The sequence below is a fragment of the Clostridium sp. genome (assembly GCF_032576335.1).
In the GTDB taxonomy this organism is placed as follows: Bacteria; Bacillota; Clostridia; order Oscillospirales; family Acutalibacteraceae; genus Faecalispora.
The window spans coordinates 27,175-45,285 of sequence record NZ_JAWFXC010000006.1; the positions used below are offsets into that span (position 1 = coordinate 27,175).

The 18,111-nt window shown below is 48.9% G+C and carries 16 protein-coding genes; 15 read left to right on the plus strand and 1 reads right to left on the minus strand.

Annotation, left to right across the window (positions count from 1 at the left end):
- Positions 1-288: 288 nt before the first annotated feature.
- The 11 genes from E7L17_RS08295 (at position 289) to hgdB (ending at position 12,842) form a co-directional block, all read left to right on the plus strand.
- Positions 289-2,064, plus strand: coding sequence for an acyl-CoA carboxylase subunit beta (locus tag E7L17_RS08295; RefSeq protein WP_316322792.1), 1,776 nt, complete (start codon positions 289-291; stop codon positions 2,062-2,064).
- Between the two features lie 267 nt (positions 2,065-2,331).
- On the plus strand, positions 2,332-3,630 hold the full coding sequence (locus tag E7L17_RS08300) for an acetyl-CoA hydrolase/transferase family protein (protein ID WP_316322793.1): 1,299 nt from the start codon (positions 2,332-2,334) through the stop codon (positions 3,628-3,630).
- A 46-nt stretch (positions 3,631-3,676) separates the two neighbouring features.
- Positions 3,677-4,459: an enoyl-CoA hydratase-related protein gene (locus E7L17_RS08305; RefSeq protein ID WP_316322794.1), complete on the plus strand. Its 783-nt coding sequence runs from the start codon at positions 3,677-3,679 to the stop codon at positions 4,457-4,459.
- Between the two features lie 32 nt (positions 4,460-4,491).
- A complete protein-coding gene (locus tag E7L17_RS08310; protein ID WP_085831884.1) occupies positions 4,492-5,631 on the plus strand; it encodes an acyl-CoA dehydrogenase in 1,140 nt (379 codons plus the stop codon).
- A 14-nt stretch (positions 5,632-5,645) separates the two neighbouring features.
- Entirely contained in the window at positions 5,646-6,425 is a 780-nt protein-coding gene (locus E7L17_RS08315) for an electron transfer flavoprotein subunit beta/FixA family protein (protein ID WP_085831885.1), read from the plus strand.
- 20 nt (positions 6,426-6,445) lie between these two features.
- Positions 6,446-7,465, plus strand: coding sequence for an electron transfer flavoprotein subunit alpha/FixB family protein (locus tag E7L17_RS08320; protein ID WP_316322795.1), 1,020 nt, complete (start codon positions 6,446-6,448; stop codon positions 7,463-7,465).
- A gap of 194 nt (positions 7,466-7,659) precedes the next feature.
- Positions 7,660-8,634, plus strand: a complete 975-nt coding sequence (gene gctA / locus E7L17_RS08325) for a glutaconate CoA-transferase subunit A (protein ID WP_316322796.1) — start codon at positions 7,660-7,662, stop codon at positions 8,632-8,634.
- Entirely contained in the window at positions 8,634-9,431 is a 798-nt protein-coding gene (gene gctB / locus E7L17_RS08330; protein ID WP_316322797.1) for a glutaconate CoA-transferase subunit B, read from the plus strand. The genes gctA and gctB overlap by 1 nt, the downstream gene beginning before the upstream one ends.
- Positions 9,432-9,534: 103 nt before the next feature.
- Entirely contained in the window at positions 9,535-10,323 is a 789-nt protein-coding gene (gene hgdC, locus E7L17_RS08335; RefSeq protein WP_316322798.1) for a (R)-2-hydroxyglutaryl-CoA dehydratase activase HgdC, read from the plus strand.
- Between the two features lie 78 nt (positions 10,324-10,401).
- Complete coding sequence (locus tag E7L17_RS08340; protein WP_410470658.1) at positions 10,402-11,682, plus strand: 2-hydroxyacyl-CoA dehydratase subunit D; 1,281 nt, start codon at positions 10,402-10,404, stop codon at positions 11,680-11,682.
- A 5-nt stretch (positions 11,683-11,687) separates the two neighbouring features.
- Entirely contained in the window at positions 11,688-12,842 is a 1,155-nt protein-coding gene (gene hgdB, locus E7L17_RS08345; protein WP_316322800.1) for a (R)-2-hydroxyglutaryl-CoA dehydratase subunit beta, read from the plus strand.
- Positions 12,843-13,248: 406 nt separating this feature from the next.
- Here hgdB and E7L17_RS08350 read toward each other — a convergent pair whose 3' ends face one another.
- Positions 13,249-13,467: a hypothetical protein gene (locus tag E7L17_RS08350; protein WP_316322801.1), complete on the minus strand. Its 219-nt coding sequence runs from the start codon at positions 13,465-13,467 to the stop codon at positions 13,249-13,251.
- A 1,177-nt stretch (positions 13,468-14,644) separates the two neighbouring features.
- On the opposite strand from E7L17_RS08350, the gene E7L17_RS08355 reads away from it, so the two are divergent.
- The 4 genes from E7L17_RS08355 to E7L17_RS08370 are packed head-to-tail and all read left to right on the plus strand — an operon-like array spanning position 14,645 to position 18,015.
- The gene (locus E7L17_RS08355) at positions 14,645-15,283 is read left to right on the plus strand and encodes a 5-bromo-4-chloroindolyl phosphate hydrolysis family protein (protein WP_316322802.1); all 639 of its coding nucleotides are present in this window, start codon (positions 14,645-14,647) and stop codon (positions 15,281-15,283) included.
- A 36-nt stretch (positions 15,284-15,319) separates the two neighbouring features.
- On the plus strand, positions 15,320-16,453 hold the full coding sequence (locus E7L17_RS08360) for a toxic anion resistance protein (RefSeq protein ID WP_316322803.1): 1,134 nt from the start codon (positions 15,320-15,322) through the stop codon (positions 16,451-16,453).
- 21 nt (positions 16,454-16,474) lie between these two features.
- Positions 16,475-17,044: a hypothetical protein gene (locus E7L17_RS08365; RefSeq protein ID WP_316322804.1), complete on the plus strand. Its 570-nt coding sequence runs from the start codon at positions 16,475-16,477 to the stop codon at positions 17,042-17,044.
- On the plus strand, positions 17,041-18,015 hold the full coding sequence (locus E7L17_RS08370) for a TPM domain-containing protein (protein ID WP_316322805.1): 975 nt from the start codon (positions 17,041-17,043) through the stop codon (positions 18,013-18,015). Before E7L17_RS08365 ends, E7L17_RS08370 begins: the two co-directional genes overlap by 4 nt.
- The last annotated feature ends 96 nt before the right edge of the window (positions 18,016-18,111 follow it).

An 18,111-nucleotide genomic window follows, 5' to 3' on the forward strand; every position in this document is an offset into this window, starting at 1 on the left:
ACCAGCTTTGCAGTGAGGCAGGTTTGCACGAAGAATCCAGTGCGGGCTTTTCAGCGGGCATAATCAAGTTTTGAACAAGAGGCTGGTTTATGCTTTTCCTGAAAAATACAACTTGGCAAATGCGTGTTTGTGTGCTAGAATATATATTAGCACGAGTACATTGTCGAAAAATTAACAAATCGGCCTTTTGGCTGTATTTTTTCGATTTTTCATGTAATTTTCAGTAACTGTCATAAAATCTGCCTTTTTAGACCAATTATTTTCAATTGAAAAAGGAGGCACCTGTCAATGGCTGAGCACGGTTACTCAATGCCCTCGTACTTTAAAAATATGCCGATCATTGGTTCGGCAAACCCCCAGGTGAATGCAGAAAACGAAGCGGAATTCCGCAAAGTGGAACAAGAAATTGCAGAGAAATTTGCAGAAATCCGCAACAGCGGCCGTTCCGATGAATCGATTCATGAGTCTGGACAAATGACCGCTACCGACCGTATTGAGGCTTTGGTAGATCCCGGTTCATTCCTGCCCCTCAACAGCTTGTTTGACCCCGAGACCAACTCTACTGGTAGCACCGGTATTATTAAGGGCCTCGGCAAAATTCGCGGCAAGTGGGCAATGATCATTGCTTCTGATAATAAGAAGCTTGCAGGCGCATGGGTTGCAGGCCAGGCAGACAATCTTCTGCGTGGTTCTGACACTGCAAAATGTCTGAACATCCCGCTCGTTTACATCCTCAACTGCTCTGGCGTTAAGCTCGACGAGCAGGAGAAGGTGTACGCAAACCGCCGCGGCGGTGGTACTCCCTTCTTCCGCAATGCTGATTTGCAGCAGAACGGCATCCCGGTTATCGTAGGTATTTATGGCACCAACCCGGCTGGCGGTGGATACCACAGCATCAGCCCCACCATCCTGCTTGCTCATGAAAAAGCAAACATGGCAGTTGGCGGCGCTGGTATCGTTGGCGGCATGAACCCGAAGGGTTATGTGGATGATGAGGCTGCACAGGCACTGATCGAGGCAACCAAGAAGCAGGTTAATGACCCGCCCGGAAACGTTGCAATTCACTACGGTGAGACAGGCTTCTTCCGTGAAGCTTACACCGAGGAAATGGGCGTTCTCGAAGCAATCCAGAAGTATATGGATGATATTCCGGCTTACAATTCGGAGTTCTTCCGTGTAGATGCACCGCAGGAGCCCAACTTTGAGCCCAGCGAGCTGTACAGCATCTTGACCATGAACACCAAGCGCCCCTACAACGTAGAGAACGTTCTCAGCCGCATTTTTGACGGCAGCCAGTTCGACGAGTACAAGAAGGGCTACGGCCCCGAAATCATCACCGGTATTGCTAAGGTTAACGGCTTGCTGGTTGGTGTCATCGCGAACTATCAGGGCATTCTGATGAACTACCCTGAGTACAAAGAGAACAGCGTTGGCGTAGGTGGAAAGCTGTATCGTCAGGGCCTGATTAAGATGAGCGAGTTTGTTACTCTCTGCGGCAGAGACCGTCTGCCCATCATCTGGTTCCAGGATACAACCGGTATCGACGTTGGCAACGATGCAGAAAAAGCAGAGCTCCTCGGCCTTGGCCAGTCTCTGATTTACTCCATCCAGTCCGCTAAGGTTCCGCAGATTGAAATCACCCTGAGAAAGAGCACCGCTGCTGCTCACTATGTTATGGGTGGCCCGCAGGGTAACGACACCAATGCCTTTACTCTGGGCACTGCAGCCAGCGAAGTAAACGTTATGCACGGCGAAACCGCTGCTGCAGCAATGTACTCCCGCCGTTTGGTGAAAGACGCCAAGGCAGGCAAAGATCTGAAACCCACCATCGATAAGATGAATGAGATGATCGAAGAGTACCGCATTAAGTCTGGTCCGCTGTTCTGCGCACAGCAAGGCTTCATCGATGAGATCATCGAGCTGACCAAGATCAGAGATTACGTCATTGGATTTGCTGAGTCCGTTTACCAGAACCCGCGTTCCTTCTGCGCATTCCATCAGATGATTCTGCCCAGAGCGATTCGCGATTTCAATAACGTATTTGCGAAAGCATTCGAAAAATAATCAAATCCTCCGCTTAAGGCGGCGATTCGTGTAGTTGGAGTTCCGGCGCATTGCCCAATCAAACAGTGTGGTATCCACCCTTATGTTGATTAAGGGAGTGCGCCGGTTTTTCTAAACTTTCGGCTATGAAAAGTCGGACCCCGGCGTGAACGCAAAGCGGCACGCCGCCGGAGAATATTTCCGGAAACACCGGGCGCTCGGGGTGAGTCGCAGTGGGCGGCTGTATCCCTAAGCAAGCTTTATTTTTGGATGAGGAGCTTATAATATATGGATTGGAAAGATCTATACGCGCAGCGAAAAGTATCTGCTGAAGAAGCGGTGTCACACGTACGTTCCGGCGATAGAGTGGTAACACCCAACGCGGCTGGCGCGCCGATTACTTTAATTGATGCATTGGTTGCGCGAAAAGATGAGCTTAAGAATGTTGAGATTGCCCACATGGTGCCTTTGGCAAAAGCGCCTTATGCTGCACCGGAGATGGAAGGGCATTTTATCCACAATTCTATTTTTGTAGGCGGTGCAACCCGCGCTACCGTTGAGGCTGGCATTGGCGATTATACGCCTTGCTTTTTCCATAAAGTACCCGAGCTGTTCGACACCACCTTGCCGGTAGATGTGGCATTGATCCATGTGTCTACACCAGATGAACATGGCTATTGCAGCTATGGCATCACGGTTGACTATGAAAAACATGCTGCTGAAGTGGCAAAGTTGGTCATTGCTCAGGTAAATGAAAATATGCCTCGTACATTGGGTGATTGTTTCATCCATGTAAGTGAAATTGATTATATTGTGGAGTGCAACGAACCGATTCTTGAGCTTGGCGCCCCCAAAATTACTGAGATTGAGAAGAAGATTGGCGGCTATTGCGCTGAGTTGATCCATGATGGAGACACCTTGCAGCTTGGAATCGGTGCGATTCCAGATGCCGTGCTTCTGTTCCTGAAAGATAAAAAGGATCTTGGTATTCATACGGAAATGTTCTCGGACGGCGTGGTCGAGCTGGTAGAGGCCGGCGTGATCAACAATTCCAAAAAGACGCTGCACAAGGGGAAGAGTGTTGCAACCTTCCTGATGGGCTCAAAGCGTTTGTACGACTACGTTCACAATAATCCGGCGGTAGAAATGTACCCGGTAAATTATGTGAACGACCCAGTAGTTATCGCAAAGAATGACAATTTGGTATCGATTAACTCATGTGTTCAAATTGATCTGCTTGGCCAGGTGGTTTCTGAAAGCATTGGGCCGGTACAGATTAGCGGCGTTGGCGGACAAATCGATTTTATTCGAGGTGCATCCATGAGCCGAGGCGGTCGTTCTATTTTGGCGATGAACTCTACCGCGGCAGGCGGCAAGGTTTCAAAAATCGTGCCATTTATTGATCAGTGGTCTGCGGTGACTACTTCTCGAAACGATGTGCAATACATTGTAACCGAGTACGGCATTGCAGAGTTGCGCGGCCACACCATGCGTGACAGAGCGCGCAGCCTGATTGAGATTGCCCACCCTAACTTCCGAGATTCCTTAAAAGAGGAATTCGAAAAGCGTTTCCATACAAAATATTAACATAAAGCTTCTGCCCAACTTGGCAGAAAAGTCAGGAGGAAAACAGATGAGCCTAGTTACATTTGAAGCAAAGCATGATAACCTCATCGGAATTCTTACCATGAATCGGCCTCAAGCGCTCAATGCGGTTAACCTAGAGGTCATGAAGGATCTGGAACAAGCACTGGAACAAGCGAAACAAAGTGGTGTTCGCTGCTTAATTCTTACTGGCGCCGGTGAGAAAGCGTTTGTAGCTGGTGCAGATATTGGCGAAATGAGGAATCTAACGAAGAAACAGGGCGAAGAGTTCGGCCTGCTCGGCGATCGGATTTATCATTTGGTAGAGCAGTTCCCCGCTCCAGTAATTGCAGCGGTTAACGGTTTTGCCTTAGGCGGCGGCTGTGAGCTTTCACTCGCATGCGACGTTCGCCTTGCCTCTGAAAAAGCAGTGTTTGCTCTTCCTGAAGTAGGTCTTGGTATCACTCCTGGTTGGGGTGGTATGCAGAAGCTTGCTCGGGCAATCGGCCCCGGCAAAGCGAAGGAATTGGTATTTACCGCCGGCAAAGTGAAGGCGCAGGAAGCCCTTGCAATCGGGTTGGTGAACGCAGTATATGCACCGGAAGAGCTGCTCCAAAAAGCAGAAGAGCTGGCGCTGAAGATTGCTGCAAATGCTCCGGTTGCTGTGCAGAACGCGAAGCGTGCGATGAACGAGGGCGTTGGCCTTGGTTTGTGGGAAGCCGCTGAGCTGGAGGCAAAGTACTTTGGTGATTGTTTTGAAACCCAGGATCAGCGTGAAGCGATGGGCGCGTTTGTGGAGAAACGTAAGCCTGCGCCATTCGTTGGCAAATAAATCTTTTAACTATTAAAAACAGGGGGATCGATATGAATTTTGAGCTGAACAACGAGCAGTCGATGGCTCGAGAAATGTTCGCGGCCTTTGCAGAAAAGGAAGTAAAGCCCTTAGCTCACGAAATTGATGAGGAAGAGCGCTTTCCGGCAGAGACTGTTGAAAAGATGAAGAAGTACGGCTTTTTCGGTATTCCGTATCCGAAGGAGCTCGGTGGCCAGGGCTGCGATGTTCTTACTTACATCATGTGTGTGGAAGAGCTTTCTAAGGTCTGCGGTACAACCGGTGTTATCGTTTCTGCACATACCTCTCTTTGTGCTGACCCGATTTACAAGTACGGCACCAAAGAGCAAAAAGAAAAATATCTTGTTCCGTTGGCTTCCGGTAAGAAAATCGGTGCGTTCGGCCTTACAGAGCCCGGCGCAGGTACCGATGCTTCCGGCCAGCAGACCAAAGCTGTTCTTGATGGCGACAACTATATCCTCAACGGCAGCAAAATCTTTATCACCAATGGCGGCGTAGCAGACATTTATGTTGTGTTCGCAATGACCGATAAGTCCAAAGGCGTGAAGGGCATTACTGCTTTCATCGTTGAGAAGGACTTCCCGGGCTTCTCCATTGGTAAAAAAGAGAAGAAGATGGGTATTCGCGGTTCCGCTACTACGGAGCTGGTATTCGAAAACTGCATCGTTCCCAAAGAGAATATGCTCGGCCAGGAAGGCAAGGGCTTTACCGTTGCTATGACCACACTGGATGGCGGCCGTATCGGCATCGCTGCTCAGGCGCTGGGTATTGCAGAGGGCGCTTTGGATGAGACCGTTAAGTATGTAAAAGAGAGAAAGCAATTTGGCCGTTCCATTGCTGCATTCCAGAACACTCAGTTCCGTCTTGCAGACATGAAGGCAAAGATTGATGCTTCCAAACTTCTCGTTTACCGTGCAGCTATCTTGAAGCAGGCTGGCGCTAAATTCTCTACTGAAGCTGCAATTGCAAAGCTGTATGCGGCTGAGACTGCAATGGAAGTTACCACACAGTGCGTTCAGCTCTTCGGCGGCTACGGCTATACCAGAGAGTATCCCATTGAGCGCATGATGCGTGACGCAAAAATCACCGAAATCTACGAAGGCACCAGTGAAGTTCAGCGCATGGTTATCTCCAACGCGCTTTTGAAATAAGGGGGGGGCACGCAGTGAAAATCGTTGTTAGCATTAAGCAGGTTCCAGATACCAATGAGGTAAAGCTGGACCAAACGACAGGAACCCTGATTCGTGAAGGCGTTCCCAGCATCATCAATCCGGATGATAAGGCTGGCCTTGAGGCTGCCCTCCGTTTGAAAGACCAAATCGGTGCACATGTTACCGTTTTGACCATGGGCCCACCCCAGGCAGACCTTGCTCTGCGTGAGGCATTGGCTATGGGCGCAGATGAAGCAATCCTCGTAACAGACCGCGCATTCGGCGGCGCTGACACTTGGGCTACTTCTTCTACCTTGGCCTCCGCTATTTCGAAGCTAGATTACGACCTCATCATCACTGGCCGTCAGGCAATTGATGGCGATACCGCTCAGGTTGGCCCGCAGATCGCCGAGCACCTCGGCCTGCCCAACGTTAGCTATGCGGAAGAAATTGAGGTTGATGGCGATACTTTAAAGATTAAGCGCCAGTATGAAGACCGTTATCACATCATTCGTGTCAAAACACCCTGCCTAGTTACTGCTTTGGCCGAAATGAATGAACCCCGCTACATGACTCCCGGCGGCATTTTTGATGCCTTCCAGAAGGAAGTTACCGAGTGGCATAGAGCAGACCTTGACGTTGAAGATGGCAACATCGGCCTGAAAGGCTCTCCCACCCGCGTTAAAAAGTCCTTTACCAAAGCGGTTAAAGGCCAGGGCACCGTTGTAACGATGGAGTCTGAAGAGGCAGCCAACTGGCTGACTGACCGTCTGCGTGAAAAATTCATTCTGTAGTAGGAAAGTGGTGAGGAATAATGAGTAACGAAGCATATAAGGGAATATTCGTATTTGCCCAGCAGGTAGAAGGCAAGCTTTCTAACGTAGCGCTGGAGCTGATTGGCAAAAGCAAGGCTTTGGCCAAAGATTTGAACACAGAGGTTACCGCTGTTGTTCTGGGTGATAAAATTGGTCACCTGCCACAGCAGCTTGGCCGTTATGGCGCAGACCGCGTTGTTATCGCGGAAGACCCGATACTGGAAACTTATACCACCGAGCCTTACGCGCATGTTATCACTGAAATTGTGAAAAAATATCAGCCTGAGATCGTGTTGTACGGTGCAACCGCAATCGGCCGTGATTTGGCTCCCCGTATTTCTGCACGTGTACACACCGGCCTTACCGCCGACTGCACCTCGCTGGAAATTGAAGAGGGAACCGGCAACCTGCTGATGACCCGCCCCGCATTCGGCGGCAACATTATGGCAACCATCGCTTGTGCGGATCACCGCCCCCAGATGGCTACCGTTCGTCCCGGTGTTATGCAGCGCCTGACTCCCAATGAGAGTGCAAAACCGGTTATTGAAACATTCTCTGTTTCTGACTTGGCTGAGCATGTAAATGTGGAAGTTATTGAAGTTATTAAAAAGGTTAGCGAAAAAATGGACATTCAGGAAGCCAGCGTTTTGGTTTCCGGCGGCCGTGGTATGGGCTGCCCTGAGAACTTTAAAATGCTCGAAGAGCTGGCAGAAGTTCTGGGTGGTACCGTTTCTTCCTCCCGTACTGCAGTTGATGCAGGCTGGGTTGAGAAAGACCGCCAGGTTGGCCAGACCGGTAAAACGGTTCGCCCGAACCTGTACATCGCTTGCGGCATTTCCGGCGCCATCCAGCACTTGGCTGGTATGGAAGAGTCCGATGTCATCATTGCGATTAATAAAGACCCCAGCGCTCCCATCTTCGAGGTGGCAGACTATGGCGTTGTGGGCGATGTTATGAAAATCCTGCCGATGTTCACAGAGCAGGTAAGAAAAGCTAAGGAAGAAAAAAGCAACGCTTGATTTGTAATCTAGCTTTCAGCACGGCAGCGCGTAAGAGGCCTATTATTAGTGACCTCCGCGCCGCCGCGCGGGTTTTCCCCGGCTTAATGTGGGTCTTTTTGCAATGCCGTGCTGAAAATTGCTTTTTCTGAGGTGGAGCTGGCCGGTTCTGCCAGTCGATTCCATCTATCATACTTAATATTGGAGGTTTTACCGTGGGAAAAGTGTATACGCTATCTGAAGCAGTAGCGAAATTCGTAAGCGACGGTGACAGCATCGCATTTGGTGGCTTCACCACCAACAGAAAGCCCTTCGCTGCTATCCATGAAATCCTGAGACAAGGTAAAAAGGATTTCGTCTTAAATGCAGGCGCTAACGGCGGAGACGCAGACATGCTTATTGGCTGCGGGCGCGTAAAGGCTTACATCAACTGCTACACCGCCAACTCCGGTTTTACAAACGTTTCTCGCCGTTTCCGTGAGGCGATTGAAAAAGGTACCATCCTGTTCGAGGACTATTCTCAGGATGCCATCATGCAGATGTTCCATGGTGCTGCTCTGGGTCTTCCTTATGTTCCCAGCCGTTTGATGATGGGTACCGGTCTTGCCGATAAGTGGGGCATCTCCAAAGAGATTAGAAAAACCATGGACAAACTTCCCGATGAGAAGTTCGTCATTGAGCAAAACCCGATGAAGCCCGAAGAGAAGCTTCTGCTTCTGCCTGTACCGGAGATTGACGTTGCTGTTATTCACGTACAGATGGCTTCTCCCGATGGAACCTGCCGCATTTTGGGCGATGAGTTCCAGGATACCGATATTGCAGGCGCTGCAAAGAAGGTTATTGTTACTTGCGAAGAGCTCGTTTCGGACGAGTACATTCGCCGCGATCCGAACCTGAACACCATTCCCGGCTTCTGCGTGGATGCGATTGTTCATGCACCGCACGGTGCACATCCGTCACAGTGCTACGATTACTATGACTACGATGGTAAATATTACAAAGCATACGACGTTGCCTCCAAAACACAGGAAGCATTTGATGCTTTCTGCGAGGAGTGGGTATTCTCCACCCCGACACACGAGGATTACCTCAACAAGGTAGGCGCCGCAAGGATTGCTAACTTGAAGGTTGTTCCGGGTCTCGGCTACCATGTTGATATGACGGCACAGGCAAAGGAGGAGAAGAAGTAATGGCTAACTACAACAATTACACCAACAAAGAAATGCAGGCAATCACGATTGCCCGCGCGATCACCAATGACCATATCGCTATTGTTGGTACAGGACTTCCCCTCATCGGCGCAACTGTTGCCAAGAAGATATTTTCCCCTGACTGCACTCTCATCGTTGAGAGTGGTTTGATCGATTGCGATCCCATCCAGGTTCCTACCTCGGTTGGTGATTGCCGTTTCATGGCGCACTGCTCCGTGCAGTGGCCTCCGGTTCGCTACATTGGCTTCCAGGCAAATGAGTGGCTGAAGAATAGAGACAGAATGATCGCTTTCATCGGCGGCGCTGAAATTGACCCTTACGGCAATGTCAACTCCACCTCCATGGGCGATTACAATCACCCCACCACCCGTTTCTCCGGCTCCGGCGGTGCAAACGGTATTGCTACCTTTGTTGACACCGTTATCATGATGCAGCACGAAAAGCGCCGCTTCACTGAGAAGATTGACTACATCACCAGCCCCGGCTGGATGACTGGCGGTCTTGACGGACGTAAAAAAGCTGGCTTGCCCCAGAACCGCGGCCCGCTGATGATCGTTACCGACAAGGGTGTTATGAAGTTTGACGAGACCACCAAGAGAATGTACTTGGCTGGCTACTACGAGTCTTCTTCCATTGAAGAAATCGTAGAGAACACTGGCTTTGAGATTGATACCTCCAGAGCAGAACTGCTGGCACCCCCCTCTCCGGAAGTCATTAAGGCAATCCGTGAAGAGATTGACCCCGGCCAGGTATTCATCAAGGTTCCCAAAGAGTAATTTAGAACTTAATAGATTCTTAGTACTGCGGCGGAGTCTTTTGGGGCTCCGCCCGCGGTGCAGAGTTTCGAATTGATTCGGTTCAAGAGTTAGGAAGGTTACTATGGAAGCAAAGTATACGTTAGGTATTGACGTTGGTTCCACCACGTCGAAATGTGTTATTTTAAAAGACGGGCAGGAAATCATCAGTAAAGCTTTGGTCGCCGTGGGTGCTGGTACCAGCGGCCCAGAACGTGCGATTAAAGAGGTGCTAGATAACTGCGGAATGAACAAAGAAGACATGAGCTTTATTCTTGGCACCGGCTACGGGCGCAATTCACTTACGATTGTGGATGACCAGATGAGTGAGTTGAGCTGTCATGCAAAAGGCGCATACTATCTGTTTCCCGAAGTTCACACGGTAATTGATATTGGTGGGCAAGACATGAAGGTGCTCCAGATTGACAATGGTCTGATGGTCAACTTTCAGATGAACGACAAGTGTGCTGCTGGCACCGGCCGTTTTCTGGATGTAATGGCTCGTGTACTGGAAGTAAATGTTGCCGATTTGGGCGATTTGGGTGCTCAGTCTACCAAGCGTGTTGCAATCAGCTCTACCTGTACGGTTTTTGCTGAGAGCGAGGTTATCAGCCAGTTGGCTCAGGGCAGTGAGACGTGCGATATCATCAATGGTATTCACCACTCCATCGCAGCTCGTATGAGCGGCTTGGCTCGCCGTGTTGGCGTACGCGACCAGGTTGTTATGACCGGCGGCGTTGCTCAGAACGCAGGCGTAGTAGCCGCATTGGAAGAAGAGTTGGGCCATAAGGTCTTTACTTCTCCCCTTGCACAATATGCCGGTGCTCTTGGTGCCGCGCTCTTTGCGTACCAGAAAGCAACCCGTAAAAAATAACATTTAAAATTTTCTGTGTGGGACTCCCCGCACATTATAACTCTACTTTTATAAAGGAGCGAGAGAATTATGGCAGATATGGAAAAAACAGCTCCCGCTGATCAGACTGCTTCTGCAGCCGCAGCGCCTGCTAAAAAACCTGCAAAACCCGCCAGCCCTGGCGTTACTGCACTGCGTAAGGTCGTTTCTGACGTTTATGCTGGTGCTTGGGAAGCAAAGAAAGCCGGCCGCCCGGTAGGTTGGTCTTCCTCTAAGTTCCCCTGCGAAATCGCAGAGGCACTCGATTTGGCTGTTGTATACCCCGAAAACCAAGCAGCTGGTATCGCCGCTCAGCATGATGGCGAGCGTTTGTGCGAGGCTGCTGAAAATATGGGCTTTGATGCTGATATCTGTGGTTATGCCCGAATCAGCCTTGCCTATGCGTCTGGTGTGGAAACCACCAACGTATCTCGTCAGATGCCCCAGCCGGACTTTGTTCTGTGCTGCAACAACATCTGTAACTGCATGACCAAGTGGTACGAGAACATTGCTCGTATGCACAACATCCCGCTCATCATGATCGACGTTCCCTATAACAACACAACAAATGTTGATGAGAGTCAGGTTGCTTACATTCGCGGTCAGTTCGACGAAGCGATTAAGCAGCTTGAGAAAATCTCTGGCAATAAGTTCGATGAGAAGAAGTTTGAGCAGGTATGTGCTAATGCAAACCGTACCGCAAAAGCTTGGCTCAAAGTTTGTGACTACTGCCAGTATGAGCCCTCCCCGATGTCCGGCTTCGACCTGTTCAACCACATGGCAGACGTTGTTACCGCTCGCGGCAAGCAGTCTACTGCAGAAGCGTTTGAGCTGCTGGCAACTGAGCTGGAAGAGCACGTAAAGAACGGCACATCCACTCTTCCCTTCGAAGAGAAGCACCGCATTATGTTCGAAGGCATTCCCTGCTGGCCTGACCTGAAGGCTTTGTTTAAACCCCTGAAGGGCAGCGGACTCAACGTAACTGCTGTTGTTTACGCACCTGCTTTCGGTTTTGTTTATGACGGTATTGACGACCTGTGTCGTGCATACTGCAAAGCGCCGAACAGCGTTTGCTTGGAACAGGGCGTTGAGTGGCGTGAGGGCCTCTGCCGTGACAATAAGGTAGATGGTGTTCTCGTTCATTACAACCGCAGCTGCAAGCCGTGGTCCGGCTACATGCCCGAAATGCAGCGCCGCTTTACTGCTGATTTGGGTATTCCCTGTGCCGCGTTTGACGGTGACCAGGCGGATCCCCGTAACTTCAACGCTGCTCAGTACGAAACACGCGTACAGGGCCTAGTTGAAGCAATGGAAGCAAATAAAGCTGCGAAGGAGGGCTAACGAACATGAGTATCGAAACGATTATCAGTGAGCTGGCCAGCATTGCTGCAAACCCCGGAAAGCAGCTGGCAGATTTTAAAGCACAGGGCAAAAAAGTAATTGGCATTCTGCCTTACTATGCACCGGAAGAGCTCGTACATGCCGCAGGCATGGTTCCCTTTGGCATCTGGGGCAGCAATAATAAAACCATTTCTATGGCAAAAGAATACTGCGCAACTTTCTACTGCACCATTGCACAGCTTGGCCTTGAAATGCTGCTGGATGGCACGCTCGACAAGCTTGACGGTGTAATCACCCCCACCATTTGCGATACTCTGCGCCCGATGAGCCAGAACATTCGCGTAGCAATGGCAAAGCTTGAGAAGATGCCCACCATCTTCCTTGCACATCCCCAGAACCGTAAGCCTGCTTACGGCCTGAAATTCTGTATCGACCAGTATACCAACATCAGAAAAATGCTGGAAGAAATCGGCGGCGCTCCGGTAACGGACGAAGCGATTCAGAATGCAATTAAGGTATACAACAGAAGCCGTGTTGCCCGCCGCGAGTTTGTAAAGCTTGCTAGCGAGCACTGCGACGTTATCACCCCCACAAAGCGCAGCGCTGTGCTGAAAGCCGCTTGGTTCATGCTCAAGGATGAGTACACTGAGAAGCTCGAAGCGCTCAATGCAGAGCTCAAGAAGCTGCCTGCTTGCGACTGGAAGGGCGTTAAAGTGGTTACCAGCGGTATCATCTGTGATAACCCGACCCTCCTCAAGATTTTTGAGGACAACAACGTAGCAATTGCTGCTGACGATGTTGCTCACGAGAGCCGTGCATTCCGTGCCGACGCTCCGGAGAATGAGGCAGACCCGATGATGGCTTTGGCTCTGCAGTTTGCAAGCCTAGACCACGATGTTCTGCTTTATGATGAGAAGTCCTCTGAGAACCGCCGTGGCGAGTTTGTTGCCAACATGGTCAAAGAGAACGGCGCACAGGGATTGATTCTGTTCATGCAGCAGTTCTGTGATCCGGAAGAGATGGAGTACCCCTCTCTGAAGAAGGCTTTGGATGAAGCCGGTGTCATGCACATTAAGTTGGGCATTGACCAGCAGATGCGTGACTTCGGTCAGGCTGCAACCGCTATTCAGGCTTTTGCAGACGTGCTCAAGTCCATCTAATTACATTTATGATTGACCCCCTCTGGGATTTTTCCCGGAGGGGGTCTTTTTTATTTCACAGTCATCGCCCGTAAATGGACGAAGTACCTAGCTACCGAACCTGCTTCTGCGAGGGAACGAGAGCGCTCTAAAAATGACCGCCGACGGAAGATTGCAAATTGCTATCTGTTTGTACTAGCAAAGGAGAGTGGGCATTTTTAATGGAGCGCCTTTACAGTAGCTATTGTTTTGCGGTTTGGGGTCGTTCCCCAAACGGATTCCAAAGGCAGAGCCTTTGGTGAGTCTTTCCGCCTTTTCTCCTCATCGAGAAAAGGCGAGCCTGCCCCGGCTTGAGGGGCGAATGAGAAAAAAGAAGAAACTCCCTGCGGTGGCAACCGCTTGAAAATCATCTATTATAAATGACTTGTTATATAAAAAGTTCTGCGCTAAGGCGCAAGGAATTCTGCTGGCGCAGGGCTTTGCCCCTCGTGCCGGGGCGGGCACTTACTTTCATGTAAGGATGAAAGTAAGCAAAGGCCTTCCAAAGGGAGAGTATCGATTCTCTCCCTTTGGATTCCCTCTTAACGACCAAAGGCTCTGCCTTTGGAATCCGACTGAGCTCCCGCTCTGCATCTAATTTCCGCACAGGAGACAAGCCTGTTTGTTGCAAATTATGCGTAAGGTTTTGCGTTGTTGCTTACAAATTAAGAAAAGACATTTTGGAATACCTATTTCATGGAAGAGGTTAAAAAGCAAAAAAACGCCGTTCCAATGAAGGAACGGCGTGAGCCGCACGGGCGATGGTGCGGCGTTACTTGCTTACAGACATTAGCGCGGCGAAGCTGGAAGAAATTCTATCTATCCTCCATATGCTCAGGAAGTGCTCTTGCGGTTTTGCATTAATCCAGGGAGTGGAAAACACTGCTAATCTCGTTTCAGAAGCAACTTCCCTCAACAACCCACACACAATCGCTCCATCATTCACTTCTGTGTAAGTGAACGATGCTTCCAGCCTCGCGTTGCCTTTGTCTGCAAGGCAATAAAAAAGCGCTTGTCACGGAAACCCTCGATTCAAAGGGTGCCCCACAACAAGCGATACTGTTAATACCGAACGCAGCTCACTTACTAACAAATCGCTCACAACCTAGCAATGGGGGTACACCACATTTCTCCCCCTCTATACAAAAGGGAAATAATGGGTTATAATTGTGAAGCAAAGTGCAGTGTAAACTGTTGTTATGGAGGGCCTTTCTCCGTAGCAGGGGATGGGTGGTAGGACACTCATCCCTGCTTTGCTTTTTAAATCACCTTACGAGTTAAATATTAACATTATTTACCATATAATGCAAGACAAAAATATAAAAATGGGAAAATATATCACATCATGAATAATTTCGTTATGTTTCGTCGGATTTCTCATCCGGCTTTTTTATTTTACATAGCAAAATGGAACGACAGAGAGTCAGCGGGTAGCATCTGTAAGCGAACGAGAGTGCTCTAAAAATGACCGCCGACGGGCAGAATTAATATATGAAAATAGCAGAAAAAACAGTTGCATTGTATTATGATAAGAATTAATAGAAAATTCAAAAAGAACACTTTTTAAAGAGAGGTTCATACCAAATGGCAAATAAATATAGTCGATATGCCCATTGTAAAGTATAATTTCATAGAACAGATGCAAAAGAGAAAGAAAATTACTGAAATTTTCGGGCAAACTTTGAGTTGATGAGAGTGCTTGACCATGCGCTTTTCTTGACAGTAAAATGCAAAAGCATTACAATGAATACACAAAAAACCGGCTGGGAGAAAGGGAAAAAGGAATGCGTGAGATAACAAAAAAATCAGCAATTCCAGTATATGCTGCCGCGGTACCGTGGGTAATTGCAGCACTGGTTCTTCCATTTTATCAGGCTTGGCACTTTGTGCTTGCTGCGGTAATTTCCGTTGTTGTTTATATTGGGATGAACCGTATTTTTCCTGCAACTACAATTCTAGTGCCGGAGGAAGTGCGCCCTGCGGATACAGGGGATTCTACCGCAGATGCACTCATTAATGATGGCCGCGAGCAGTTAAAACATTTGCGTACGCTCGATGAGGGAATTGCAGACCCTGCGGTAAGTGCGCATATTGTTCGCATTTGCAATATCAGCGGCAAGATTTTTGTTTATTTAGAAAAAAATACAGCCAAAGCAACAAAGCTTCGTCTGTTTTTCAATTATTACCTGCCCACTACCGTAAAGCTGCTACAAAGCTATCAGAATATGGCCTCGCAGGATATTTCCGGGGAAAATATTGAGTCCGCCATGCGGGGTGTGGAGGGAATACTCTCTAGTATTGAAGAAGCGTTTGAAAAACAGCTCGACCATCTATTTGCAGATGAAGCGCTGGATATTTCAACAGATATTACAGTATTAGAAAATATGATGGCTCGTGAAGGGCTGGCAAAAGACAAATTATAAAAAGAATCGCAAATAGAAAAGAAAGGGTGTTTTTATATGGAGCATCAGGATTTCATGCCCGAATTGACTTTAGAAACGACTGCTATTACTGTTGAGGGAGAACCCAAAGAAGAAGAGGCCACCGCTCCAAAAGCGCTCGATAAAAGCCAGCTAACCCCAGAAGAGCAAAAGCTGGTAAGCGCATTTGCTCAAAAAATAGATTTAACAGACACCAATCAGGTGCTTCAATTCGGTGCGGGAGCGCAGAAGAAGATTGCCGATTTCTCCGGTTCAGCACTTGCCAACGTTCGCACGAAGGATATGGGCGAGGTAGGCGGAATGCTTACTGATTTGGTTACCGAGCTAAAGGATATGGAGTTAAAGCCGGAAGACAAAAAGGGCATCTTCGGCTTTTTTAAGAAGACCAATAACCAAATTGCCGCAATCAAAACCAAGTACGATAAGGTTGAGGTAAACGTAGATAAAATTACCACAACACTGGAGAATCACCAAATTCAGCTTATGAAAGATATTGCCATGCTCGATAAAATGTATGAGCAGAACCTCAACTATTTTAAAGAGGTTTCTATGTACATTCTGGCTGGTAGAGAAAAGCTAGAGAGTGTGCTGCAAAACGAGCTGCGCCTTGCACGTGAGAAAGCAGAGCTTAGCGGCCTGCCGGAGGATGCACAGGCGGCTAACGACCTGGCTAACCAATGTAATCGTTTTGAAAAGAAGCTGCATGACCTCGAGCTGACCCGAATGATTTCCATTCAAATGGGCCCGCAGGTACGCCTGATTCAGAACAACGACAGCCTGATGGCTGAGAAGATTCAGTCATCCCTTGTGAATACCATTCCCCTGTGGAAGAGCCAGATGGTTCTTGCTTTGGGCCTAGCGCATTCCCAACAGGCTTTGGAGGCACAGCGCAGCGTAACCGACATGACCAACCAAATGCTCCGCAAGAATGCCGAAATGCTGAAAATGGGCACGATTGAAACCGCAAAGGAATCGGAACGCGGTATTGTTGATATTGAAACGCTTCAGCAAACAAATCAAGCGCTTATATCTACATTGGAAGAAGTTCGCCGCATTCAATCGGATGGTGCACAAAAACGCCGAGCCGCTGAAGTTGAGCTGGGGCGTATTGAGGGCGAGCTAAAACAAAAGCTGTTGGAATTAAAGGATTAATTATTATCTCAGGAGGGAATCATGGATTTGCTGAAAAACCGGAAAACGGCGTGGGCAGTTTTGGTCGTAGTGGTTGTTTTGTCGGTATTGTTGGGGTCGGTGCGTTCGGTATCCTCACTGCGCCAGCAGGCAGACCAGGCTTTTGCACAGGGTGCACGTGGTGACGGCTTGGGGATTTCTCATTATTTAGAATCAAGAGTCTCTCTATCGGGTAATCTAATAACAGTTGCCGGTCGGTATTTGGATGGAAACGACGCGCGTGTAACAGCCCTGCGGCAAGCGGCAGACAATTTAGCGCAGGCGCAAACGCCATCCGCCAAATACCAGGCGAATCAAACCTTGCAGCCTGCCTTCCAGTCGGTTTACGATGCACTGGAGGGCTTGTACCTTTCGCAAAAGGATGAAGATTACCGCGTTCGGTTTTTGGCAGATTTTAAATCGCGTGAGGATTCCATCCGTTACGATGGGTACAACAAATTGGCACAGAATTTTAACGATCAGGTGTTAAGGGCATCACCCGGCGGTGCATTGGCATCCGTTCTTGGTGTTCGCCCGCTTGAGCTGTATTCAATGACGGGAGGAAACAAATGAAAAAGCGCGTAAGTGTGCTTTTGGCAGTAACCCTATTGCTATCCGTATGGTTTGCTCTGCCTGTTTCAGCAGAAGTGAAGATACCGGAACACACCACACAGTTTTATGTGAATGATTTTGCCGGTGTTCTTAACAACGAAACAAAAAGCGGAATTATGAACGCCAATATGGAGCTTCAACAAAAAACGGGCGCTCAGATTGTGGTAACAACAGTCGATTTTTTGGATGGAGCCGATATTAACGATTATGCTTATAAGATGTTTAATGAGTGGAAAATCGGTTCCAAAGAAAAAAATAACGGTATTTTATTGCTGTTGGCCATTGGTGACGATAACTACCGTGTGGTACCCGGTTATGGCATTGAAAATGACCTTTCATCCGGCGATCTCAAACAGATGCTAAACAAATATTTGGAGCCGGATTTTGCCTCGAAAAACTACGATGCAGGTGTGCGTAAAACGTTTGAAGCGCTGATTCAGTGGTACAATAGTCACTACAATGTGAATATAACCGGAAAAACATCGAATTACCAAGGGCAAACCATTTCGGGTGGTGGCGGAAGCTACCGCAATACAAGCCAACGTTCCAGTGGTTCCAGAAATGTGTTTGGTTCATTCTTTTTTATTCTTATCTTATTTATTGTGTTTCGCTCCCTTTTCTCCCGCAGGCGTTCTTACAGAGGGCCTTACGGCGGGGGCGGATATTATGGCGGCGGGTATAATCATGGCGGTGGCTCTTGGTTTTGGCCGTTTATGTGGGGCAGCATGTGGGGCTCTAGCCGCTCGAGAGGTTACAGAGATAACCGGCGCGATGATGATGACGATAACCACGGTGGCTGGTTTGGCGGTGGCGGTGGTTCCAGCGGCGGAGGCGGCGGTTGGTTCGGCGGCGGTGGCGGCGGCTTCGGTGGAGGCGGCGGCTTTAGCGGCGGCGGTGGTGGTTCCAGCGGAGGCGGAGCTGGCCGTTTTTAACAATTGTATTTATTCTACCAAAATTAGACCTTTTTTTCACTTTGGGTGTTTTATATTTAGAATATAGGTTGCTGTATTGCCTTAGTTGCACGTTAA